This window comes from Acinetobacter sp. YH12254, from assembly GCF_013417415.1.
Taxonomy (GTDB): domain Bacteria; phylum Pseudomonadota; class Gammaproteobacteria; order Pseudomonadales; family Moraxellaceae; genus Acinetobacter; species Acinetobacter pseudolwoffii.
Genome location: NZ_VPEB01000002.1, coordinates 126,078 through 151,400 on the forward strand (window position 1 = coordinate 126,078; position 25,323 = coordinate 151,400).

A 25,323-nucleotide genomic window follows, 5' to 3' on the forward strand; every position below is an offset into this window, starting at 1 on the left:
ATCGTAATGACATTAACCGCATTAGACCAATTAAAAAACTTGACCACAATTGTGGCGGATAGCAGTGACTTGAGCGCAATTGAAAAATTTCGTCCTCTGGATGCAACCACCAATCCATCACTGATTACAGCAGCGGCCAGTCAAGTTGAGAACAAGGCCCTGATTGAAGCGGCCTATCAGCAGGCGCAGCAGGAAGGCTATGCGGATGATGCCCTAATTGAACGTACCATTGATATTTTGACCGTCAAATTCGGCGTTGAAATCTTGAAATTAATTGAAGGGCGTGTTTCGACTGAAGTCGATGCGTCCCTGTCTTTTGATACTGCTGCCACCATCGCAAAAGCCAAAGAGTTACTGGCACTATATGCGCAGTATGGGATTGACTCCGATCGCATCCTGATCAAGATTGCATCAACCTGGGAAGGCATTCAGGCCGCAAGAACCTTAGAAGAAGAAGGCATTCATACCAACCTGACCCTGTTATTTGGCCAGCATCAGGCCCATGCCTGCGCTGATGCCAAAGTTACTTTAATTTCACCTTTTGTTGGCCGGATTCTGGACTGGTACAAGAAGGCTGAAGGTGTGGATGCTTATCCAATCGAAAAAGATCCTGGCGTGTTATCGGTTAAAAGTATTTATGAGTTTTATAAAGCCCATGGCATTCAAACCGAAATTATGGGTGCCAGCTTCCGCAGTATCGATCAGGTCTTGGGCTTGAGCGGTTGTGACCTTCTTACCGTTGCACCAAATCTACTGGCAGAACTGAACCATGATCAACGTGAAGTTCAGCCGCAACTTTCAGCGACAGCTATTACTGTGCAGGGTGAACTGAGTCCGATCAGTCAGGCAGCATTTCTGGAACAGCTGAAGCAGGATCAAATGGCCAGTGAACTGTTACAAGGCGGTATTCAGGGTTTCATCAAAGCGCGTGAGCAACTGGCTGCGCTATTAGGTCAAACCTTTCTCAATCCCGTTGAAAGCTAAGCTAAAATCTTAGAAATTTTACCAGCCGATGTTGCTATAATGCCGCATCGGCTTTTTCTTGTGCGAATTCTTCGTGTTTGGTATTACAGATCTCAGTACCTTTATCATTGGTACCACCTTAATTGTGCTCTTGCCCGGCCCCAATTCCCTTTATGTCATGTCCATTGCCTCACGTTTTGGTATCAAGACAGGTTATTTAGGTGCTCTGGGAGTGTATACCGGTGACATGATTCTGATTTTATGTACTGCTTTGGGGGCTGCATCTTTATTGCATGCTTTTCCAATCCTGTTTATTATTTTGAAGATTATCGGCGCCATCTACCTGAGTTATCTGGGGATGAAGTTATTAATTTCCGCCTATAAAACCATTCGTCCAACAGAAAAAGTGACGATTCCGCAGATGAATGCGGCTGATGCTAAAGCTTCGTCTATTCAGCCATTTCGTACTGCATTGACCATCAGTATTTTAAATCCAAAAGCGATTCTGTTTTATCTGTCATTTTTTGTGCAATTTGTTGATCCTCGCTATCCTTATCCGGCATTGACTTTCATTCTATTGGCTTTGATCTTGCAATTGATTAGCATGACCTATCTGTCCATTCTGATTTTCTCAGGGGTAAAACTGGCCTCCTATTTCAACCAGCATTACAAACTGACAGCCAGTTGTGTGGCCATAGTCGGCATTTTATTCTGTGGTTTTGGGATGAAGCTAGCCAGCTCTACCTTATAAAAGCTTGAAACAGATATTGTCTAAATACGTGAAAAGCGTATGATTTAAACGCTTTTTAAAATTGTGTCATGGACGATGCCAAAACTATTACAAGATCTGTCTCTTACTGCGGTCATTGCCGGCCTGATTACCTGCCTGATTGGCATTAGTGTTTCTGCTGTACTGGTGATTGAAGCTGCACAAAGCTTAGGTGCCAATGCGACACAAATCAGTTCCTGGTTATGGGCACTGGGAATCGGCATAGGTATCTCTGGTGTGTGGCTGTCCTGGAAATATCAGTATCCTGTTTCTACTGCCTGGTCAACGGCGGGACTGGCTTTGATCATTGCGTCTGCGGGTCATTACAGCCTCGGTGAAGCGATTGGTGCGTTTCTGATTTGTGGACTGTTGACTGCTGCGCTGGGATTCTTAGGAATTTTTGAGCGTATTTTTCATTTTATTCCACAAAGTTTAACCAGTGCCATGCTGGCTGGAGTATTGCTAAAATTTGGTATTTCAGTATTTGGTAGCCTGCAACAGTCCTGGAAATTTGTACTCAGTGTCCTGGCCATTTATCTGATCTCAAAAAAAATCAGCACACGCTATAGCATCGTGATTACCGTATTTACCGCAATTGCGCTCTGCCCTTTCTTTATCGATTTTACAATCCCGAGTTTAAACTGGAGTATGGCCCAGCCGGTCTGGATCCAACCTGAATTTAGTCTACAAGCTGTTCTAGGGCTGGCTTTACCACTGTTGGTGATCAATCTGGCTTCGCAATATCTACCCGGACTGGCAGTAATTAAAAGCTATGGCTATCCACCCAAGGTAAACGGTATTTTAGGCTGGACCGGTATAAGTCAGGCGATACTGGCACCTTTTGGCTGCTTTAGTGTCAATCTTGCTGCGATCAGTGCGGCAGTGAGTCTGGATACTCAAGCTCATCCCGACCCACAGAAACGCTATATTGCAGGCATGAGTTGTGGGCTGTTTTATATTTTGATGGGACTATTTGCAGCGACCTTGACCAGTGTCCTGATGGCATTTCCAGCAATCCTGATTACTATTCTGGCCGGAATTGCCTTATTCGGCACCATTGGGCATAACATCGCGCTGGCTTTTCAGCAAAGCCATGAACGTGAAGCGGCACTGATGACCTTTTTATTCAGCGCATCCAATATTCAGTTTTTCGGGATTGGTTCAGCCTTTTGGGGCTTACTACTGGGATTAATGGTCTATTTTCTATTTAAGCTCAAGCCTCAAGTCACTTAAAATTGATGACTGATCATTAGAATAAAATGACAAATAAGGGCAGCGATCATGTCTGCCTTTTATGAATGTCCTGCGGTCTGGGAAAAAAGGTTGATGACGAGTACACCGGAAATAATCAGTGCAATGCCAATAAGTGCAGGCACATCGAGCGTCTGCTTGAAAAGTACATAGCCCACAATTGCAGTCAGAACAATTCCCACACCGGCCCAGATGGCATAAGCGATTCCCAATGGAATGACTTTAATCACTTGGGACAATAAATAAAATGCAATACAGAATAAAACCACGACTGCCAAAGACGGCCATAATTTGCTAAAGCCTTCAGATTTTACTAAAAATGTAGAGCCTGTGACTTCGGCGACAATCGCCAGTGCCAGTAACAGGTAGGCCCACGATACAGGATTCATTTTTCCATCTCCAAAATTTCAGTGTTCATGCTTTGAATAACAAGCCAATTAAAATAGAAAATTAAACTTTAAATAATGCTTATTTTACAATGAATGCTGGTGCAGAAAATCAAGGGTGCGAATAAAGGTTTGCTGACTCTCTTTTTTGCCCATAAAAAACTGGTATTCATGAATCAGCCAGGCTTTAGATTCCGGATAAAATACCTCGGTCACTGCAATATTCCGGGCCTTGAGTGTCTCTACAAAAGGTAAGGATTGAGTATCGGTCAAAAAATCTTTATTACCGCCACTGATGAACACCGGCGGATAAGCATTTGAAATATGCTGGATCGGGGAAATCTGCTTTAAAAATTCGACATCATCTTTCTGGTCGCCCGTATAAGCCTGTACCAGATTATAAACGCCCCATTCGACCATTTTGATTTCATCCGGTGCTTTTTGCACAAAGGCCTGTAGATCGTAAATACCACAATGCAAAATCAAGCCTTTGAGCTGCATTGGCTGAATATTTGGACTGAAATTGGATTGTTGTGAAAACTCTGGATTGGTCAACAACGCGGCATAATGACTGGCCAGATTGGCACCGGCAGAATCTCCGGCTAAATACAGTTGTGCTGCATCAATGTGATAGTTCTCGGCATGCGTGTTGATAAATGCCAACGCCTGATTAATTTGCTGAAGTTGACTCGGATAAGTCACCTGCGGCGCAAACTGATATTGTACAGAAATCACGTTATAGCCTTGCGCCGCCAATAGCTTAAAATAGCCGCGGGCATGTGCCTTGGAACCTGAAATCCAGCCACCGCCATGAATCCAGACAATGGTCGGTCTCGGGCCTAGATTCTGAATATTCTGCGGTTGATATAGATCGAAGCTTAAATCCTGTAGCGGCTGGTACACGATATTGTTCTGTACCCGAACAGTTTCAGGAGCATAACGATCCATCACTTTTTGTTGTAGGCCCGTGGTCATATTGAAGGCACTGGCAATTAGCCTGCTATTTTGTACGGTATTCTGACAGCCCGCTAACATCATCGAGCTGACCAGCACAAGATTTACCGCGATATATCTCACAATTTCAATTTCCCTATATTGATAAAAATCAAGCGCAGGCAGTTTAACTGAAATGCTCAAAAACCAAAAACTTAATCCAGTTCGTTCTGGCAGCAGAGGTGAAAATCCCCAGTTTTTTGCTCGGATTTATTTGCCCATTTCTTTACAGTTTTATGTGAATAATAGTTGTAATTTAATGAGTTTTTTCATTTTTTTAGGTTTTGCAATTGCACCTGTAGAGTCACTGTGCTATCAATGAATCAGAAGCGAACAATAAACATTTGGAGTAAAAAAATCATGGCCTATCAGCATATTTTAGTTCCGGTAGACGGCTCAGAAATTTCTTTTTCCGCAGTACGACATGCTGCAAAAATTGCCAAAGCATTTGGTGGCCAGCTTTCCCTGATCAGCCTAATTGCAGAAGATCCTTTTACTGAAGCTGATTTCTATTACAGCTCATCTATCATGAAGGAATATTTTGTACAGGCGCATGCCAATGCCAAAAATGCCCTGAAAGAAGCCACTGCGATTGCAGCGACTGAAGGTATTGAAGCTCAGTCACGGATCGTCACAGGTCTGGTCAATGCCGAACACATTGCCAAAACTGCTGATGAAGTAAAAGCAGATCTGATTGTTATGGGTTCTCATGGCCGTAAAGGCTTCCAGAAAATGATTCTGGGCAGCTTTGCACAGGATGTTTTAGGTGCCAGTGAAATTCCGGTTCTGATCGTGAAAAAATAATCAAAGCTTTGCGCATCTTCAAGGTGCGCATTACCCGGTTTTCTATATTTGATTTCAAACCAAACCGTACGTTATGGAGATTCACCCACCCAAACCCTATTCTCCTTACTGCAATAATAAATATCAGGAAGCACCATGAATAATTATGATCATCTTCTCGTAGCACTCGATGAGTCCTCGATTTCCTATGCTGCCGCAGAACATGCCCTCGAACTGGCCAAAGTATTTCATAGCCATGTCACCTTACTCAGTGTCATTGCGGTTGACCCTTTTAAGGGCGTAGATTTTTATAAAGTTGCTCCAGCAGTCACAGATTACTTTATGCATGCAGAACAAAATGCGCTTGATCGCTTAAATGACCTGAAACATAGCTTTGTTCGTGAAGGCATACAGGTCACGACAAAAATCCTGCATGGTATGGCACCTTCAGAAGGAATCTTACAGGCTGCAAATGAATCACCGACTGATGTCATTATTATGGGTTCACATGGCCGTAAAGGTTTGCAAAAACTCATGCTGGGTAGTGTGGCGCAAAATGTGCTGGCACTTTCTGATATTCCAGTACTGGTGGTCAGACAATAACAGGTATTGATGAAAGCCTGAGCTGAGCAGGCTTTTAGCGAAGCTTTTGATTCAGCTCACTCAAGAAGATTTCTGCATCAAGCTGGCTTTGAAATACTTTCTTGTATTCCCCGACCTGCTGAACAGAATGAGGTGTATATTGAATCGAGATTTCAAGTAAGCCATTTTCAGGATTCTTGCTGACATGTACGGCAATAATATGCTGGCTATTTAAATAAAAACCATCTTCAATTTTCACTAACATATCTTAAATGACCTCCAGTAAGTGGATCTCTAAGATCCTTTTACCCTGCTTACAGCTTAATAAATCAGTACTCTTGTCCGTATAGCAATACTGTACACGCTTTGGTTGCCACATAGTGCATCAGCGTATTTCAAATGTATCTAAACCGGCCATTTAAAATCAAAACAGATAAAAAACCGGATCTTGATGATCCGGTTTTTTGATAGAGACTGAATTTTATATACTTAGCATACTATTTAATGTCTCAGACACATTTTTAGATTTGACCAGTGGCTTCAATACTTCAAGTTGCGCCTTGACTTCACTGCGTTGCGGCTCAGCAAGGGTGTACCAGCGTGACAATACTTGCAGCAGACGTGAGCCCACAATTGGGTTTTTCTGATCTAGATATTTCGCCAGACCAATAAAATGCTGCACACCAAAGCTCCAGGTATTCACCGGATTGGCATTCAGACCGCCGCTCACAGCACGGATCCGGTTTGGTACAGCCAGATCATAATCAGGATGCTGGGTCAGATAGGCAATGGTTGCATCGGTTGCTTTTGGATGCGCTGCCTGCACCATAAACCATTGATCTAAAGACAGAGCTTCGTCTTCAAAGCGGCTATAAAAGTCTGCCAAAGCTTCTTCTGCTTGTGGTGCATCGTTCCAGACCAGAACTTTCAGGGCGCCCAAACGTTCAGACATATTACCTGTGTGATATTGCTCATAAGCCAAATCAAAGGCAGATGCATCTCCCTGACGGGCGATCATCGTCAACATGATGTTTCTTAAAGCACGTACACCCATCGCTTGCGAGAATTCAGATTGCAGATCAGGATCCAGATCAAGATACGTCTCTTTGGCTGTTTCACCAAAGGCACGTGCCAGCGTATGCAGCAAAGCCTCACGCTTTTCCTGAATCATGACCGGATTATAGTCCTGATCAATACGGCTGCCCAAATAACCTTCAGACGGCACATCAAACAGACGTGATGCCAACAGCGGATCTTTTTCAATCACACCCGGCAAGGTATTCAACATCGCCGCGATATAAATATCCGCAGGCTGATCATCTAGCAAGATACGCTCTAATAACGTTTGAGTGGCTTGCCACTGGTTAAAACCATTGGTCTCATATTGCAGCAGGAAGGCCAATTCTTGTTCTGAATAGTCAAAGTCCAGATTGACTGGCGCAGAAAAATTACGCAACAAGGACACCACCGGTTTGCTGCTTATGCCGCTAAATTCAATCGTGGCTTGTTCCTGATCAAACAGATATACCCCATCTTTCACGCCATTTTCAAAGAGTGCTTCAGAGTTCAACTTTAACTGCTCACCGGTTTCGGCATCAAACAGCGCCAAAGCCACTGGAATAGGTACCGCTTTCAGATTCGGATATTTGGCATGGGTTTTCAGGCTTTGCTTCAAGCTAAGACGATAAGTTTGCATTTCAATATCATATTCGGCTTTTACTTCAAGTTTCGGTGTACCCGGCTGGTTATACCAGGTCAGGAAGTTGGATAGATCCACCCCTGAACCTGCGGTGAGCGCGGCCACCCAGTCTTCCACCGTTACCGCCTGACCATCATGACGGCGGAAATACTCATCGGTACCTTGGCGGAATTTTTCCTTGCCCAGCAAGGTCGCCATCATGCGGTTAATTTCCGCCCCTTTTTCATACACGGTTGCGGTATAGAAGTTGTTAATTTCGACAAAATGATCTGGACGCGGCGGATGTGATAGCGGCCCTGAATCTTCCGGGAACTGATGTGCTTTCAGAACTGCTACATCATCAATACGTTGTACCGCAGCCGACTGTAAATCTTCCGAGAAAGATTGGTCACGGAATACAGTCAGGCCTTCTTTCAAACACAGCTGGAACCAGTCACGACAGGTAATCCGGTTACCGGTCCAGTTATGAAAATATTCATGCGCAATGACTGACTGCACCCGCATGATGGCGGCATCAGTGGTGTACTCTTCATCGGCTAGCACGCATGAAGTATTGAAGATATTCAGACCTTTATTTTCCATGGCACCCATGTTGAATGCACTGGTCGCCACAATCATGTAATTATCCAGATCATAAGGCAGACCATAATGCTCTTCATCCCAGCGCATAGAATGTTTGAGCGCTTCCATGGCGATCTTGCATTTTGGAATATCTTTTTCTTCTGCGTAGATTTCCAGAGCTACATTGCGGCCTTCCGATGTGACATAGGAATCTTTCATCACTGCCAAGTCACCAATGACACAGGCGAACAAATAGCTCGGTTTCTTGGTCGGATCCTGCCACACGGCATAGTGACGATTTTCATCCACTTCACCGGTTTCTAGCAGGTTACCATTTGCGAGCAAGACCGGATATTTCTTGTCTGCCTCTACACGTGTGGTAAAGACCGACAACACATCAGGACGGTCTGGATAGAAAGTAATTTTACGGAACCCTTCTGGTTCATTTTGGGTCACAAACAGATCTGAACTGGCCTGATATAAACCTTCCAGCATAGTATTACTTTCAGGATGGATTTTAACCACAATTTCAAGCGACACTTGATCAGGCGCATTGGCAATGACCAGTTGTTCAGCATCAAGACTGTAGTCAGTTGCATTCAGGGTTTGACCATTTAACCGGATCGATTGCAGTTCCAGATCGCGGCCAAGCAAAACCAGATCGCCAGCAGTCTGACGCTGCATCTCCAGTTTGCTGCTGACCAGCGTATGATCTGCATAGACTTGAATATTCAGGTCGATAGAATCGACAACAAAGGAAGGTTTTTGATAGTCTTTTAAATAAATGGTTTGATCCGCTTCGATCACCGGGTTTGCCGCAATATTCATGTCCTGTCCTAATCTTTATCTTGTTCGACATTGTTCATGTCAAAATCATACGCCAAGTTTTAAACGCTGTCTGTGCATTTGTATTGTTCGCTCTAATATGGGCATTGCACGCACCACTTTCAATGCGTTTTTGCCTAATTGCGCAGCACTCGACTGGACTTAAGAAAAATCTATGCCAACTAAATCACCACAATCATGATTTCTTACATTTATATAAATTATTGATTTTAAATATATATCTAGCTTTAAATAACAATTCACAAGTCCAGATTAAAAAACGAGCACATTTCTTGCTAGCCTTAAACTGTGTTTTTTCACACTTAATTCCACATTTAAAATGAAACAATAATGATAAGCATGAGGTGAGCCATGTATCTAAAAAAACATATTGTACGAATGGAAAATATTAAAATGCTGCAAACTCTGGATCAGGCGAACATTGACCATAAAGTCATTGCACTTTTGATGAGCTGTGAAGGCATTCCGCTTCAGTCGCATGAAGTCACGGCCATTCTCAATAGCTACGATGCACTCGGTGCCAGGAAAGTTCCATCTAAAAAGGTGCAGGCCTTGATTCATGCCAAACACCGCGGGGAACAGGACGAAAGCTTACCCTGCCCGGTTTAAAAAGCATTATTTCATGTTTTAAAATCAGAGCTACTTCGGTAGCTCTTCTCCTGTTTGGATGACTATTTTTGATTTAGAAAAATTGCACCCGTCCACTACGTTTGCATCTCATCAGCCGTGTATAATCAAATGCCCGTCCATTCTAGAGTTGCCCGCGACCATGGTATTCAGTGTTCTGCAAAAACAGCTTGATGAAAGTACCCACTGCCCGCTGTGTAAGGCATCGATGTATTGGATTGAGGCAGAGCAATATGATCAGGAACTGAGCTATCATGAATGCAGCCATTGCCAGCATCAGCTTTATTCTGATCAAAAGCACAATTGTTATTGTGAACGATGTCTGGCGCAGCGTAAACGCATGCTCAAGGAAGTCCGTTTACAGGAAAATCGTCTCTATCATAAAAAACAGGACCGGCCGGTTCCTGAGCTCAATCAGCTCAGTTTTATCAATAAACTGTTTTTACTTTCGATTTTAGATGAACAAGTACAGGAATATAGCCAGCACCGCGAATATATCGACTGGCATCATATTCGCTATTTTTCCATCAGTCCGAACTATCTGTTTCAACATGGTCTGATCAAAAATATGCTCAGAGAACAGATTTTAATTCCCAAAGATGTTCAACAGGAAAATCAGCACTATTATATTAATGTACGTCTGGATGGCTATTCTGAACCGAGCCTGTTCAGCATTACCCAGCAACTACGCAACTGGTTTTATCAGAACCTGAGTCAAGGTGTGCCCTTTAAAAGTGCAGATGAAGTCAAAGATGCCCTGTATTGTCTGCTATATGAGGAGATCATTCAGTTTGCGCAATTTTACTGTCGTAGCTGGAATGTGCAGATTGCCGGAAATCAGAGCTTTCAGACCTTTTGCTATCGCCTTTTAGATGTCTTGGCAGTGGGACAGATTTATTATCTGGTACAGACCGCCCTGGAATATCTATATAAGCAAAAAGCGCTTAAGCCACGCAATGAAAATTTTATTAATACCAATCTGCTGAAAAAAACCTTACAACAGTATCGGGAACGTTCTGTCACGGAAAAATGGGAAACCTCTACCCTGCCACGCCCGCCACAACTGGCCTTCAGCAAGATGAGTGAAATCCTGTTTTATCGCTTCCTGGGTTATGATGAGAATATTTTCTTTCAGCCGGTCTGGCGCTCATGGCATAAAATTGAACCGCGCCTGAAATTTTATTCGCAGAAACGTTGTATGCACTGCGGCTCACAGGAGCTTTCGGTGGATTATGATGCCAGTGACTATGTCAGCCTGTTCTGCCGTAGCTGTAAGCATCAGGACCATTATTTTACCCGCTGAGCGAAGATACGACTTAGATTACTTTTTGACAGATGATCATTATGAATACTTCTACGCAAGCACTACAGCACACGCTTCTGGATCAAATCTGCGAGGCATGGTTAAAGTTACAGCAACATCAGCCATTGGTGCATATCATGACCAATGCCGTGGCCAGTAATTATGTGGCCAATGTGGTGCTGGCTGCCAATGCTTCCCCCGCCATGATCGATAATCCTTTTGAGGCCGAAAGCTTTGCCAAAATTGCAGCTGCGATCAATCTCAACCTGGGTACGCCGACCACCGAACAAGTACAGGCCATGCACATTGCTGCGGAAACGGCACATCGTCTGAAAAAACCATGGGTACTGGATCCGGTTGGTTATGGATCGGTACTGCATTGGCGCTCGAATACGGTAGATCAGTTGCTCAATTCCCATCCGACAATTTTACGGGGCAATGCCTCTGAAATTGGTGCTTTGGCTGGCAAGCGGATCGAATCCAAAGGTGTAGACAGTACCATCAATAGTGCCGATGTTTATTTACAGGCACAAAGCTTATTGGCGCATTGTGACTGTGTCGCGATTTCCGGTGAATCTGATTACATCATTTCCAGAGATTATCCGGTAATACAGGTATCAGGCGGATCATATTTACAACCGCGAGTCACGGCCACCGGTTGTGCACTTGGTGCACTGATTGCAGCCTATAGTGCTGTAAGTTCTCCCGCAATCGCGGCACTCGCTGCACATGTGCATTTTGCAATTGCAGGTCAACGGGCTTTTGAACGTGCGCCACAGCTTGGCCGTTTTAATGTGGCTTTTCTGGATGAAGTCCATCAACTTAATACTGAAAGCATTCGACAATACGCCAACTTTCAAATTTTGCCGGGAGCAGTTTAGTTTGATAGCAGCTTTAAGGGGTGTTTGCAGGTTTGCATAGACCTGACACCCCACTTTTAGCTGTACATCGCTCACATTTTCTACTAATTTCTGAAGAGATAGGTTGTTTCTGAATCCTACGCCGAAACTATTTTGAGCATAATCGGTGGTTAACTGAACAGGCTTCATATAACTTAATGTAATTTATCTACCGATTTCCGCCAAAGAGATCAAAATTTTGTTTGATCTGTTTTTGCATGACCCAACTAAAATCATGTGAATTATAATTTAATTATCCAGCAGGATTTGAATGTTACTTTTAAGCTTTAATTAACAGGCTCTATTGATCAATATCCAGTATGTGATTCTGCTTATGCTGCATTACGAATCTGGCTTTTAGACTTAAAACTCTAGTGCAATATCAAGCCATTCAGCTCAATATCCAACTTGAAGGATAGTCTGCATCGAATGATAAAAAATCTGTCTGAACAATGACCTCACTTTGTTTTAATAAGGACAATTGAGAAAAGATGCATTAAAAAAGTCAGCTGCCACTAGAGCAACTGACCTTCAAGATTTGAACAAAGCAAGTGTTTAAGCCGCGTAATGAATACTGACTGATTTGATACGATTGCTTTCAATTTCAGTGACTTTGAACTGTACACCTTGATAATCCAATTCAGTACCGACTTCGACCACACTGTTGGTTTTATCCAGAATCAGACCCGCAACACTGATATAACCAGCATCTTCATCAATCAGATCAATCATGCCGAGTTCAAGCTCAAGCTGATACAGATCCAGCATACCTGAAGCGATCCAGTGGGAATCGTCAATTCTGACCAAATCAAGTTGTTCGTCTGCATCCGGGAACTCACCGGCAATGGCTTCAAATACATCTAGTGGTGAGATCAGACCCTGTACATTACCAAACTCGTCGCTCACCAAGACCAAAGAGCCTTTAGAGGTACGCAAAGTATTGATCGCATCAATAACTTTCATCTTTTCAAAGATATAAATTGGACGATGGCGTTTGATCAGGGCTTTTAACTCTTCTGGTTCTTCCAGCACATCCAGTAATTCCTTGGCACGTACGATGCTAATCACCTTATCCAGGCTGCCACGACATACCGGAAACAGGCTGTGGGGAACAGATAGAATTCTTTCACGGATCTGTTCCGGGCTATCCTCTAGATCGACCCATGAAATCTGACTGCGCGGTGTCATGATCGAAGCGACTGAACGCTCTGCAAGGGTCAATACCCCGCCAATCATGTAACGTTCTTCATCTGCAAAGGCTTCTTGAGCTTCATTTTTGTCAGTATCAGTGGTTTCCAGCTTGCCGCCCATTAACTTCAAAATAGAATCAGCCGTACGATGGCGCAAAGGAATCTTAGATTCATGCTTTGCTGCATTACGCTGGCCGAACTGGTTGAACGCTTCGATCAAGATCGCGACACCAATACCCGAGTAGATATAGCCTTTTGGAATGTGGAAACCAAAACCTTCTGCAATCAGACTGATACCAATCAAAAGCAGGAAGCTTAGACACAGAATCACCACGGTTGGATGACGGTTTACAAAACTGGTCAATGGTTTCGATGCCAGTAGCATTACACCCATCGCAACAATCATTGCAGCCATCATGACGTAAATATTGTCGACCATCCCAATTGCAGTAATCACTGAATCTAAAGAGAATACAGCATCTAAAACCACAATTTGGGCAACAACAGCAGTGAAACTTGCATAAACCACCTTAGTGGTCAATTTGACTTCAGGCTTACCTTCTATCTTTTCATGTAACTCTGTGACGGCCTTATACACCAAGAACAAGCCACCAAATAACAAGATCAAGTCCCGACCGGAGAAGGTCCAGTCAAACAGGGTGATCAACGGCTGAGTCAAAGTGACCAGCCAAGCAATGGCAAACAACAGGCCCAGACGCATCAATAATGCGAGTGAAAGACCGATGACACGAGCTTTATCACGTTGTTCAGGAGGAAGTTTTTCAGCCAGAATGGCAATAAAGACTAGGTTATCAATACCTAAAACGATTTCAAGAATAATAAGAGTAATTAAACCTACCCAAATTCCGGGATCTAATAAAAATTCCATTAGAGAACTACCCCGTTCGAGTAAGCTAGAAATAGAGATGGAAGATCAACGCACGGCGAGGGATCCATTAAATTTAACCTATGTAACTTAAGACCATTCCATTATGCATAAACTGAGTATTTTGTAATATATTAATTTATAAAAAAATTACATGATTATGATTTTCCTTAGACTTTTTTCATTAATCAGTGTGTATAAAACGCATTAAACTTAATTTTTTCTTCACAAATTATTTTACTTTAATTAAAAATATGCAGTAATTACCATTCATTAGCTCAACCACTTTTAAAGTGAACTAAAAATTCAGCCATCAAATATATACCGATTAAAAAAGCAATCAGTTAAAATAGGGCTTGAATTTTTTGATGGGGAAATTCCTCCGCATAACTGCATAGATCCATCAGCAAAATTGTCTGGTTGATTAAAATCAGAGTGATTGCATTTTGGCCGATAAGCGAATCATGCTGTCGAATGACAAACGATTGCGGAAAATGATTCCGCCTCAGAAATATACAATTAAGTATTAATTTTACACAAAATATTATTGCCTTTCATCCGATTTAAAATGGCCATTCTCTGTCCCAAATCAGCGCATATGCAGAACTGCTCGACTTCTGGGGCTATTAAGAAAAACTAAAAAGTGCAATCTCTTTAACATTTTTAAAATAAAGGTTGAAACATGCATAAACTTTTTCATAAAATGGACGGGCCCTAGAAAAATAAATACAAGGAACATTTCATGACTAAGAAATATGCAAAATTTTTACCGTGTACGGAAGAATTTAATTTAGAAAACTTTCCCTATTATTGGGTTACTCAGGTTCATGCTCAATATGTACTTAATGTCGATCACGCACTTAAAAAATATGGTGTAGACAATTCGCGCCGCCGTATCCTTCTTGCCTTAAAATCCAAACCGCATGCGAGTGTATCCGACTTATCAGAGATGGTCGTATCTAAAATGTCGACCACCACTAAAATCGTTTATCGCTTAAAAGATGAAGGTCTGGTTGAGACTTATTCATGTGAAGATGATGCACGAATTACCCGGGTATTTTTGACCGAAAAAGGCATGCAAATGACACATAAGATCAATGATCTGACCAATATAGTACTAGAGCAGTCATTTGAAGGCTTGACGCCTTTGCAAATTGAAAAAACCATGGAAAGTTTACGTCATATTTTTAAAAATCTGGCTCGTTAAAAGTCCTACTTTTTATTTTTAAATAGACGCTGGCGAATTGGCATACTTTCAATAATAAATAATTCACCGGAGCTTTCTAAGAATCAAAAAAGTTCAGTTGTGGGCTGGCTTTTTTGATTTTTTCTTTGGGAACATGTGAACATTCAAACTCTTCTTCCGGAAAGCCGTGTACAAAACTCCGAATATCCGGATGACTCAGTGTCAGCCATTCTTGTAGTCGCTCATGCGGAATTACGATCACCGAACGTTTGATGTTTCCAGGCTCATGAAATTCTTTCATCATCGGATGGTCAATGGCATCCATCGTAATCATGCTGGCAGATCGTACAATTTCCCCTTGTACTCGTGTAATCTCATATACTGCCGCAATAAAAGTCGCCTGACCATCTTGACGTCTTACACCCCAACGCTGTGGTTTATTGTCAAAATATTTGGACTCATAAAACTCGGCAACAGGAATGACCCCAAAATGACATTTGGCAGTGGCTTCAGCAAAGGTTGGCTTTTGCAATAAAGTTTCATTTCTGGCGTTATAGGTCTTGGTAGCTATACTTTTATCTTCTGCCCATTTTGGAATCAGGCCAAAATTTACCGACCGCCATTCCAGTCCTTGAGCTGAATGAAATAACAGCGGTGTAGCATAATTGGGATAGACCTCTTCCGGATATTCAAAGGGAATTTCGGGCAACCCCAGATTATGCAATTGTTCTAAGCTTAAAGGTTTAAAGTTGGCACACATGGCGGATTAATGTAAATCATTCGACCACTCGATTATAACCTGATGTTTGAGCCAAACCTGTAATATTGATATAGATTTGAGTATCATGAATTCGGTATGGTCAACCAGTGTGTCCGGGTAAACTCCTCAAAAATCCAGCGACCATTAAAACGTCCGAGTCCTGAGTTTTTCTCGCCGCCAAAGGGTGCATTAGACTGATCTGCAACACTGATCCCGTTAATATGGGTCATGCCAATATCCAGTTGTGCCGCAAAAGCGCTGCCGCGTTCGATATTTGATGTACAGACTGCACTGGACAAACCGAACTCTGTTGCATTGGTCAGATTTAAAGCATGGGCCTCATCACGTGCTTTTAAGATCGGTAAAATCGGACCGAAGCTTTCTTGTTGTGCTAAATCAGAATCGGCTGCGACGTTAATGAAAATATGCGGATAGACCAGATTTCCTTCAATTCCGCCCTCATATACCAGCTGTGCGCCCTGCTCGCTGCCTGTCTGAATGATCTGTTGATGCTTTTTGACCTGACTCCGATTAATGATCGGCCCGATGATGGTATCTTCCAGATTCGGATCGCCCACTGGAATCATTTTGACCCGATCCAGAAGCTTATCCACATAAGCATCATGAATAGATGCATCGATAACGACCCGATTGGTGCTCATGCAAATTTGTCCCTGATGCATAAAACGCCCCATCAAGGTCAGTTCAACCGCCAGATCAAGGTCGGCATCATCCAGAATCACCAAGGGTGCATTGCCGCCCAGTTCCAGTGCCAAACGTTTGATTCTGGAACTGGCCAGAGCTTTACTGCCGACACTTTTCCCCACTTCAGTCGAGCCGGTAAATGAAATCATTTTTGGTACTGAATGCTCGACAAAATAATCCCCGATTTCACTGCCAGCACCAGCAACAATATTCAATGCACCTGGAGGCAAACCGGCTTCTTCAAATAATTTCCCGATTAATGTACCGCCAGTCACCGGCGTATCACTGGCTGGTTTCAAGACAACCGTATTACCACAGGCAATCGCTGTCGCCACTGAACGCAAGGACAGATGAAATGGAAAGTTCCATGGACTGATGACTGCAATCACGCCTAAAGGTTTACGCAAGACCAAACTTTTCCGTACTGGATCTTTGCTTTCGAGCTGTTCAGTTTTCAGCTGATCTGGAAATGCCAGACTTTCCTGAATAATCCCCAAGGCAGCATCCATTTCAAGGCCGGCTTTAATGCGCGTACTGCCTGATTCAATAATCAGCCAGTCAATGATTTCTGCACGGCGCTGCTGAATAATATTAATTAAATTTTGCAATACTGTTTTACGGACTCCAATGGAATTCAAAACACCCTGTTGAAAAGCCTGTTCTGCTGCCGTATACGCACTGTCTACATCGACAGAGCTGGCAGCTGCAAGACTCATAATTTCGGTTTGGGTAAAAGGATTGATATTTTTTATGATTTTGGTTGAAGTTCCATGTTGCCACTGACCATGAATAAACTGCTGGTCTAAGTCCTGATATACCGTCATCATTTTATTGTTCCTCGCAAGCTTTGCTCCACTTTAAGAGTTCAGCTGAAAAATTTCTAGTCAGAAAGACAACCGCTTACCATTAGACAATAAAAAAGCCTCCGAAGAGGCTTTTTTAAGTTAGACGGGATTAGTCACCTGTATAACCTTTTAACTTTAAACGTGCTGCATGTAAAAGTGGCTCGGTATAACCTGATGGCTGTTCACCACCTTTAAAGATCAGGTCAGACGCTGCCTGGAATGCAATATTGTTGGCAAAGTCTGCAGACATTGGCGTATACAACGGATCATTGGCATTTTGCTGATCTACAATTTTCGCCATACGCTGCATCACTTCTTCTACTTGCTCATGGCTTACCACACCATGACGCAACCAGTTCGCCACGTGCTGCGAAGAGATACGTAAAGTCGCACGGTCTTCCATTAAACCGACATCGTTGATGTCGAGTACTTTAGAACAACCTACACCTAAGTCTACCCAGCGAACTACATAGCCCAAGATCCCCTGACAGTTATTTTCAAGTTCTTTGGTTTTCTCTTCTTCAGACCAGTTAGTGTCTGTTGCTAATGGTGGCGTTAACAAGTCATCTAGTGACAAGGCTTCAGTTGCCAATAACTCTTGCTGACGATCCGCAACATTAATCTGATGATAGTGAATCGCGTGAATTACCGCACCTGTTGGTGATGGCACCCATGCACAGCTCGCACCTGCTTCCGGATGTTCAGTTTTGGTTTTATACATGTCGAGCAACATGTCTGGTTTTGGCCACATGCCTTTACCGATTTGCGCTTTGCCACGTAAACCTGCTTGCAGACCGATCATCACGTTACGGTTTTCATAAGCCGGGAACCAGATCTGACCTTTGACTTCGCCTTTACGTACGAATGGGCCTGCTTCCATAAAGGTATGGATTTCGTCACCGGTACGGTCCATGAAGCCTGTATTGATGAAAATAGTACGGTCTTTGGCTTGTGCAATACAGTTCTTCAGGTTTACAGAAGTACGGCGCTCTTCATCCATAATCCCGATTTTTAAAGTTTTTGCAGGCAAACCCAGTACCTGTTCCGCACGTTCAAACAATTCAACGGCAAATGCCACTTCTTCAGGACCATGCATTTTTGGTTTAACGATATACATTGAACCTTGACGCGAGTTCTTGATGGTATTTTCACCTTTGATGTCGGCAAAAGACAACAATGGTGTAATCAAGGCATCCATGATGCCCTCAAAAATCTCTGCACCATCGACCAAAATGGCAGGGTTTGTCATCAAATGACCGACATTACGCAGCAACATCAATGAACGACCATGAACCTTGGTTTCACCACCTTCCACATTTTTGAAAGTACGGTCTGCATTCAGTGTACGGGTAACTGTTTTACCATTTTTCTGAATGGACTCTTCTAAAGTGCCTTTCATCAGACCTAACCAGTTACGATAGCCTTCCACTTTTTCTTCAGCATCAACCGCTGCAATCGAGTCTTCCAAATCCTGAATGGTGGTAACCGCAGCTTCAAGAACTACGTCTTTTACGCCAGCGGCATCAGTCTGGCCAATCGGGCTCGTTGCATCAATTTGCACAATAACGTGCAGACCGTTATTTTTAAATACGATTTCAGTCGGTGCTGACGCTTCGCCATTGAAGCCAACAAATTTAGCGCTATCCGCAACAGTCGTTGTAGAACCATCTTTTAATGTTACAACCAGTGCGTTGCCATCAACTGCATATTGAGTTGCGTCTGCGTGCGAACCTTGTGCCAATGGGAAAGTTTCGTCAAGGAAGTTTTTCGCAAATGCGACAACTTTCTCACCACGTTTCGGGTTATAGCCTTTACCTTTTTCCGCGCCATCTTCTTCAGAGATCACGTCGAAACCATAAAGTGCATCGTAGAGAGAACCCCAACGTGCGTTGGCTGCGTTGAGGCAGTAACGTGCATTACGTACCGGTACCACCAGCTGTGGGCCGGCCAATACGGCAATTTCTTCGTCTACATTTTCAGTGCTGATTTGAAAATCTTCTACTTCTGGTAACAAGTAGCCAATTTCAGTCAAGAAAGCTTTGTAAGCTTGTAATTCAAATGTGTTATTGCGGTGCCATTCATCGATTTTCGCTTGAATGTCATCACGCTTAGCCAAAAGTGCTTTATTTTTAGGGCTAAGATCAACAACGACTTGTTCAAAGTTTTTCCAGTAAGTTTCACTATCCAAACCAGAACCTGGTAGTGCTTCATTTTCGATAAAATCGTAAAGTTCTTTAGCAATCGCTAACTTGCCTTTTTGAATACGTGCAGTCATTGTCTTTCCTGATATTGCTACTTTTTATACAAGAGATTCTAGTATACCGATTAAAATCTAGCTGAATAGTATTATCAAATTGCTAAATACTGAGCATTTTTCATAATATGAGTACCCTCATAAACATATCAGACGTCGCTCAGCCGCATTGAGATATCATTCTGCTAAATACCCTAATGACAGTGTATAAAGTTTTCGAAATGTAGAAATTAGACTTAAGTTCAGATTTTCGAGTAAAAATTATGCATTCTAGTTATACACGATCATATTTAGATCAAGATTAAGCCATGTTTGGCCCTAGTTGTCGATCAATTACCTGCTTATTTTTATAAAAAAGCGCCAGTCAATGACCAGCGTTTTTATTCTGCTTCCTACTCACTCGAGATAGTTTTCTGAATCTGACGATGTTCAGAATTCAGATATTCATCCGACTGCATTTCCAGTAAACGTGAACGCGTCCGTTCAATTTCAAAGACCAGTTTTTCACCTTGGTAAATATCAATAATATTGTCTTCCGAGGTCAATAACAGTTTGACACCACGGTCATAGAACTCATCGACCAGATAAATAAAACGGCGCGTCCCATCATTGAGGAAATCGGTCAGGTGCGGCACATTACTGACTAAAACCGTATTATAAATATTGGCAATTTCAATAAAGTCAGCCGGGCTACGTGGTTTTAGACACAGCTCAGAAAACTCGCACCACAATACATCTTCGGTATGTGACACAGTTTCCACAATACGGTTATTGATGATAATCGGCTCTTCAGAGCAGGTTTGCGTCTGAGTCAAAGCACTGAAACGTTGCGCAATCCAGTTTTTATGATCATGGGTTAATGGGAATTTGAATAACTGCGCCTGTTTTAATACGCGTAAACGGTAATCGACGCCGGCATCGACGTTTAACACCACACAGTTTTTCTTGACCAGTTCAATCGTCGGCAGGAAACGGTCACGATGAATCCCGTTTTTATACAAACCATCTGGGGCAATGTTCGAAGTTGCAACCAAAGTAATCCCGCGTTCAAACAGTTTCTGGAACAGATCACTCAGAATCATGGCATCGGTGACATTGGATACAAAGAACTCATCGAAACAGATAATCACCGCGTCTTTATAAATCTGATCCGCGACCAGATCCAGCGGATTACGCTGCCCAGAGAGCTTATTTAATTCACGATGCACATGCTGCATAAAGTGGTGAAAATGCATCCGGGTTTTACGGCGAAATGGAATCGAATCATAAAACTGATCCATTAACCAGGTTTTGCCACGACCCACACCACCCCACATATACACGCCATTGGGAGAAGTCTGACGGCGAAAACGGCGAAAGGCTTTTTTCGAGGCCTTAAAACGCTGAATCAATTCCAGCCAGACACGATTCAGTTCATGTACTGCCATTGCCTGTGCATCATCAGGCATAAACTGTCCCGAAGATATTGCTTGTGCATAACGTTCTGCAGGAGAAATCGGACTAAAGGCGGTGCTGTGCTGTGAATTAAAATCGGACATAGAGTTTCGTACTATTTGGGATCAATTTAATTATAGCGGAGTTTAATCAACACACTATAACACTTTGGCATAAACAAGCTTAGGCTATTTCACATATTGCCGAGGGCTTTGCCCAAACCAGCGTTTAAAGGCATGGTTAAAAGCAGCCGGCTCGGAATAGCCCAACAACTCTGCAATCATTTCAATTGAATACTGTTTATATTCAATCAATCGCAAAGCCTTATCTTTAATAATGTCTTCGCGAATCTGTTTATAACTGGTATCACACTGCTGTAACTGATGCCGCAAGGTTCGCTCCGGAATATTTAGCGCCTGCGCAGTTTCGGCCATGCTCGGCATCAAACCACTTTGTATTTCCAGATAATCCTGAACGCGCTGCACCACTGTCGGTGTCTGCTCATCCTGTTGCAAACGTTGCAATTCAGCAAAACACTTGGCTTCATACAGCGCAAAGGTCACCGTATCTGCAGACGGAATTTTAATATCCAGAACTGCTTCATCAAACCAGAATGCCGCACTTGGTGCATCGAACTGAACCTGTGTCCCATAATAATCATGATAGACCTTTAAGGTATTCGGCTCTTGCGGATGGGCAAATGGTAACTCGATCCGTAAATCAGGTTTGGACAGGCCCATCATTTTGTAGATATCACGGATAAACTTGAAAGTTCCCGAAATCTCCGCCTGTGCCAGCAACACACCCAGACCATCTTCCAGATTTTTCGGTCGATAACACAACGCGCTATGATGCTCGCTTTGTTGCAAACCCAATTGTCCTGTCAAATGCGTCAACTGTTGAAAGCGGATCACCTGATGCAGCGCATCACGTACCGTCGGACTGGTAACCAGTAACATCAACAACGGACCATAACCTGCCAATGCATAATGCTGGCCAATCAATAATCCCTGTTCAGCTTCGATTTCCTGCCCTACGACCTTAAGTACATCATGTTCCAGACTCGGATGAATAATCGAGCCAGGATCAAAGGCATCGACACGCAGTCCAATGTTTTGCAGCTTCTGATCGACGTCTATGCCCGCCTTGCGCATACCTTGAATCAAATACATCAGACTGAGAACAGAACGTTTCATAACCATACAAATACAATGTGATAGTCTTAGTTGTACTATAAAAATAAGTGTACTGCTATTGCCGTTTAGATCAATTTTAGGTCTAATCTTTTATCAGTGAATGATGATAATAATCTCTTATTAAAATAAGCAAGGAATGCAATGATGCTGGAAAATACAAGTGCCACCCGCTCGCCACCCTTTACCAAAGTCGCCATTATTGGCGCCGGTTTTGGCGGTATTGCCATGGCAATACGTTTACAGCAGCAAGGCATCCATGATTTTATTCTGCTGGAAAAAGGCCATGAATTTGGTGGAACCTGGCGAGACAACCAGTACCCTGGCGCAGCCTGTGATGTGCAGTCACATTTATATTCCCTCTCATTCGCTCCGAAAAGTAACTGGTCAAAACGCTATGCCGAAGCACCCGAGATATTTTCCTATATTCAGGATCTGGTAAACGATTATAAGCTACGTGCTTTCTGCCGCTTAAATACTGAAGTCCTTTCAGCGCATTACCAGGCAGAGCGCTGTCTGTGGCAATTGCAGTTACAAGATCAAAGTATCCTGGAAGCCCAATTTGTCATATTTGCTTCAGGGCCTTTGCACATTCCCCAGATTCCACCTATCCCCGGTATTGAGAAGTTTCAAGGGAAAGTCTTTCATTCTGCACAATGGGATCATACTTATGATTTAAATGGCAAAAATGTCGCATCGATTGGCACAGGTGGCAGCGCCATTCAATATGTTCCGGAAATTGCCCCACAATGCAAACAACTCTATGTCATGCAACGTACTGCAGCCTGGATCATTCCTCGCGATGAACGTGTCTATCACCCTCTCGAAAAGACACTATTTGAAAAATATGACTGGTTCCGAAAACTGCACCGTGCCCGCTTATATTGGTCAAATGAATCGCGGGTCATCCCCATCGTTAAACCCGGAATCATGAAATACACCCAGAAACTGGCAGAACTGTTCATCAAATACCAGATTAAAGATCCTGAGTTAGCTCAAAAACTCACTCCGGATTACATCATGGGTTGTAAACGTATTCTGGTTTCCAATAGCTATTTCCCGACTTTTAACCGCAGGAATGTAGAACTGGTGACTGAAAAGATTCAGGAACTCACTGAAAATAGCATCATTACCCAGGATGGTCAGGAGCGGCCAATTGACTGTCTGATTTATGGCACCGGGTTCATTACCGATCCACGCATCTATATGAAGAATTTTCAATGTACTGGGCTGGATAATCTACAGCTCAATGAGGTCTGGAAACAGGGGGCTGAAAGTTATTATGGAATTTGCATGAAAGGTTTCCCAAGCCTGTTTCAATTACTGGGCCCAAATACCCTATTGGCACACAACTCTGTGATTTTTATGATTGAGGCACAAGTTGACTATATCTTGCAGCTCATGCAGCGGGTCGATCAATCACATAGCGATGCCATTATGGTCAAAGAGCAGGCGCAAGATACATTTAATCAGCAGGTGCAACATATGTTTGAACAGACCGTATGGCAATCTGGCTGTGTCAGCTGGTATCAGCAGGAAGGTGGCAAGAATTTTGCCCTATGGCCGACTTATACCTGGAAATACTGGCTGAAAACCAAGAAACCCAATACCGTAGATTATCGATTATTCAATAAAGTTAGCTAAAAGCTTTTCACCATCTAGCATCAAGCGATGGCATAATTTAAAGATAATTTTTTCAATCTATTAAACTTATGCAATCGCTTTGGCTCATCTTTCAGCTTCTTCTCTGTTTGGCACTCGGTTTTGCTTTGGCGAAACGGATTCCAGTATCGATGATTAAAATCTGTTTCAAGCTCTTACCTTATTTTAGCTATGTGTTACTGATTGCGATTTCCTTTGAATTCTCACAGCTTGTGGATGAATTACAGCATCCCCTACAGATTCTGAGTACATCCATCAGCATTGCCTTTCTGACATCACTCGGTGCTTTTGCTATTTGCTATTTGCTGTTCAAGTGGGCTGGTTTTCTTCCCAGTTCAGGCAGAGTATCCCTTGATCTGGTAATTAAATCCTTAGTGAATATGAGTTATGCTTTTTTGGCACTCGCAGGCGGATACTTTTTACATGCTGGCTTGAGTCTGTTTGATCTGTCCTTACACATTAGCACCTGGCATTTGTTACTGATATTTATGTTTTTCATTGGTTTAGATCTGGCTTATTCGCCACTGGATCGTTCTTGGTTAAATATCAAAATTCTTCTGGTTCCAATCGGTTGTATCTTCGGTTCATTATTCGCAGTTATGCTGTATTCATTCTGGAACACACAGATTGGCCTGAAAGATTTGATCATGCTGTCACAAGGCTATGGATTTTACTCAATGTCAGGCGTTGTCGTGACCGAGCTTCGAAATGCAGAACTCGGCAGCATTGCACTAATGAATGACCTGTTTAGAGAAATTTTTGCCATCTTACTGATGTATTGTATGGGCTGGAGATATCCAAGATCTGCCATTTCCGCAGCAGGTGCAACTGCAATGGATGTGACTTTACCGATGGTTAAGCAGGCTTGCGGGCATGACTTTATTCCGCATGCTATGGTAAGTGGATTTATTTTGTCACTGTTAGCACCAGTCATGGTGAGTGTACTGGCAGCGATTTAATTGCTTTATTGCTTTCTCAATCTCCCTAAATCTCTCTTTTCTAAAGAGGAACTCTCCTTCCTGACTAAGTTCTAAAGCAGGATTTTAAAACGAAGCACAAGCAAGAAGGGCTGACTAAAAACTTAAATCAATATCACTTAAGGCATCGCCTACTGTTTCAATAACATCCGAAGCAAGGCTGATGGCATCAGATGCCAAACTGACCACATCGATCCCCGTTGTCCAATCTGCTGAGCTTGCCTGCTGTTGTTGCTGTTCTTGTTGCCTAAGCTGTTCCGCCTGTTGAACATGTTGAATCACGTCATTATGTTCTTTTTCTAATTGTGGTTCAGATGAAGTCATCATTTTTCCTTTTTATTTTATAACCATTTTTTTCAATATATAAAAAAAGCCTTTCGACTGAAATAATGCCAGTCAGTTAAGGAATTGATTAGCATTTTCTTTTTCAAATTCATGATTATATCTGATAGATAGAAAAGTCATCCGCAACTGTTTGAGGCAGGACTACATTTAAAAATGATTGTTTCTGCGACAAATTTACTAGTCGATGGTGGCTGACGAGTTTTGCGGATGACAAATGCCTTTGG

General features: G+C 42.8%; 22 protein-coding genes. 11 read left to right on the forward strand and 11 right to left on the reverse strand.

The window, feature by feature from the left end; translation table 11 throughout:
• The first annotated feature begins 6 nt into the window (after positions 1–6).
• From tal to FTV29_RS02355, 3 genes are all read left to right on the forward strand, one after another.
• Entirely contained in the window at positions 7–984 is a 978-nt protein-coding gene (gene tal, locus FTV29_RS02345) for a transaldolase (RefSeq protein ID WP_100535289.1), read from the forward strand.
• Positions 985–1,057: 73 nt separating this feature from the next.
• Positions 1,058–1,714, forward strand: coding sequence for a leucine efflux protein LeuE (leuE, locus tag FTV29_RS02350; RefSeq protein WP_180075004.1), 657 nt, complete (start codon positions 1,058–1,060; stop codon positions 1,712–1,714).
• A gap of 75 nt (positions 1,715–1,789) precedes the next feature.
• Positions 1,790–2,965, forward strand: coding sequence for a benzoate/H(+) symporter BenE family transporter (locus FTV29_RS02355; RefSeq protein WP_180075005.1), 1,176 nt, complete (start codon positions 1,790–1,792; stop codon positions 2,963–2,965).
• A 59-nt stretch (positions 2,966–3,024) separates the two neighbouring features.
• Here FTV29_RS02355 and FTV29_RS02360 read toward each other — a convergent pair whose 3' ends face one another.
• Positions 3,025–3,372 (reverse strand): SMR family transporter, encoded by a 348-nt coding sequence (locus FTV29_RS02360; RefSeq protein WP_005097280.1) that lies wholly within the window; start codon positions 3,370–3,372, stop codon positions 3,025–3,027.
• 84 nt (positions 3,373–3,456) lie between these two features.
• The gene (locus FTV29_RS02365) at positions 3,457–4,407 is read right to left on the reverse strand and encodes an alpha/beta hydrolase (RefSeq protein WP_218946038.1); all 951 of its coding nucleotides are present in this window, start codon (positions 4,405–4,407) and stop codon (positions 3,457–3,459) included.
• Positions 4,408–4,722: 315 nt separating this feature from the next.
• On the opposite strand from FTV29_RS02365, the gene FTV29_RS02370 reads away from it, so the two are divergent.
• Together FTV29_RS02370 and FTV29_RS02375 are read left to right on the forward strand one after the other, a co-directional pair.
• Positions 4,723–5,166 carry a universal stress protein gene (locus FTV29_RS02370; protein ID WP_005170452.1) on the forward strand — a complete coding sequence of 148 codons (444 nt, stop codon included), beginning with the start codon at positions 4,723–4,725 and terminating at the stop codon, positions 5,164–5,166.
• 135 nt (positions 5,167–5,301) lie between these two features.
• Complete coding sequence (locus FTV29_RS02375) at positions 5,302–5,748, forward strand: universal stress protein (protein ID WP_180075007.1); 447 nt, start codon at positions 5,302–5,304, stop codon at positions 5,746–5,748.
• Positions 5,749–5,782: 34 nt separating this feature from the next.
• Here FTV29_RS02375 and FTV29_RS02380 read toward each other — a convergent pair whose 3' ends face one another.
• Both FTV29_RS02380 and pepN read right to left on the reverse strand, forming a co-directional pair.
• Entirely contained in the window at positions 5,783–5,992 is a 210-nt protein-coding gene (locus FTV29_RS02380) for a hypothetical protein (protein WP_005097285.1), read from the reverse strand.
• Between the two features lie 216 nt (positions 5,993–6,208).
• Entirely contained in the window at positions 6,209–8,815 is a 2,607-nt protein-coding gene (gene pepN / locus FTV29_RS02385; RefSeq protein ID WP_180075008.1) for an aminopeptidase N, read from the reverse strand.
• 369 nt (positions 8,816–9,184) lie between these two features.
• On the opposite strand from pepN, the gene FTV29_RS02390 reads away from it, so the two are divergent.
• From FTV29_RS02390 to thiM, 3 genes are all read left to right on the forward strand, one after another.
• Positions 9,185–9,442 (forward strand): hypothetical protein, encoded by a 258-nt coding sequence (locus tag FTV29_RS02390; protein WP_180075009.1) that lies wholly within the window; start codon positions 9,185–9,187, stop codon positions 9,440–9,442.
• Between the two features lie 160 nt (positions 9,443–9,602).
• Positions 9,603–10,763, forward strand: coding sequence for a hypothetical protein (locus tag FTV29_RS02395; RefSeq protein ID WP_180075010.1), 1,161 nt, complete (start codon positions 9,603–9,605; stop codon positions 10,761–10,763).
• A gap of 32 nt (positions 10,764–10,795) precedes the next feature.
• A complete protein-coding gene (gene thiM / locus FTV29_RS02400) occupies positions 10,796–11,644 on the forward strand; it encodes a hydroxyethylthiazole kinase (RefSeq protein ID WP_180075011.1) in 849 nt (282 codons plus the stop codon).
• Between the two features lie 573 nt (positions 11,645–12,217).
• On the opposite strand, the gene FTV29_RS02405 is transcribed toward thiM, so the two are convergent.
• Complete coding sequence (locus tag FTV29_RS02405) at positions 12,218–13,741, reverse strand: TerC family protein (RefSeq protein WP_005097293.1); 1,524 nt, start codon at positions 13,739–13,741, stop codon at positions 12,218–12,220.
• 739 nt (positions 13,742–14,480) lie between these two features.
• Here FTV29_RS02405 and FTV29_RS02410 point away from each other — a divergent pair.
• Positions 14,481–14,945 (forward strand): MarR family winged helix-turn-helix transcriptional regulator, encoded by a 465-nt coding sequence (locus FTV29_RS02410; protein ID WP_005097294.1) that lies wholly within the window; start codon positions 14,481–14,483, stop codon positions 14,943–14,945.
• A gap of 76 nt (positions 14,946–15,021) precedes the next feature.
• Here the strand turns inward: FTV29_RS02410 and FTV29_RS02415 are convergent, their stop codons facing one another.
• The 5 genes from FTV29_RS02415 to FTV29_RS02435 all read right to left on the reverse strand — a co-directional run bounded on the left by FTV29_RS02415 (position 15,022) and on the right by FTV29_RS02435 (position 22,118).
• Entirely contained in the window at positions 15,022–15,684 is a 663-nt protein-coding gene (locus tag FTV29_RS02415; protein ID WP_180075012.1) for an SOS response-associated peptidase family protein, read from the reverse strand.
• Positions 15,685–15,767: 83 nt separating this feature from the next.
• Positions 15,768–17,216 carry an aldehyde dehydrogenase family protein gene (locus FTV29_RS02420; protein ID WP_180075013.1) on the reverse strand — a complete coding sequence of 483 codons (1,449 nt, stop codon included), beginning with the start codon at positions 17,214–17,216 and terminating at the stop codon, positions 15,768–15,770.
• Positions 17,217–17,343: 127 nt separating this feature from the next.
• On the reverse strand, positions 17,344–19,509 hold the full coding sequence (locus FTV29_RS02425; RefSeq protein WP_005097299.1) for a malate synthase G: 2,166 nt from the start codon (positions 19,507–19,509) through the stop codon (positions 17,344–17,346).
• 371 nt (positions 19,510–19,880) lie between these two features.
• The gene (gene zapE / locus FTV29_RS02430; RefSeq protein WP_005097301.1) at positions 19,881–21,026 is read right to left on the reverse strand and encodes a cell division protein ZapE; all 1,146 of its coding nucleotides are present in this window, start codon (positions 21,024–21,026) and stop codon (positions 19,881–19,883) included.
• Between the two features lie 84 nt (positions 21,027–21,110).
• Positions 21,111–22,118, reverse strand: a complete 1,008-nt coding sequence (locus tag FTV29_RS02435; protein ID WP_005097302.1) for an AraC family transcriptional regulator — start codon at positions 22,116–22,118, stop codon at positions 21,111–21,113.
• Positions 22,119–22,259: 141 nt separating this feature from the next.
• Here FTV29_RS02435 and FTV29_RS02440 point away from each other — a divergent pair, with 141 nt between their 5' ends.
• Positions 22,260–23,759 (forward strand): flavin-containing monooxygenase, encoded by a 1,500-nt coding sequence (locus tag FTV29_RS02440; protein WP_373683598.1) that lies wholly within the window; start codon positions 22,260–22,262, stop codon positions 23,757–23,759.
• Positions 23,760–23,827: 68 nt separating this feature from the next.
• Complete coding sequence (locus tag FTV29_RS02445) at positions 23,828–24,736, forward strand: lysine exporter LysO family protein (protein ID WP_180075015.1); 909 nt, start codon at positions 23,828–23,830, stop codon at positions 24,734–24,736.
• A 114-nt stretch (positions 24,737–24,850) separates the two neighbouring features.
• Here the strand turns inward: FTV29_RS02445 and FTV29_RS02450 are convergent, their stop codons facing one another.
• Positions 24,851–25,078, reverse strand: a complete 228-nt coding sequence (locus FTV29_RS02450; protein WP_180075016.1) for a hypothetical protein — start codon at positions 25,076–25,078, stop codon at positions 24,851–24,853.
• Between the last annotated feature and the right edge of the window lie 245 nt (positions 25,079–25,323).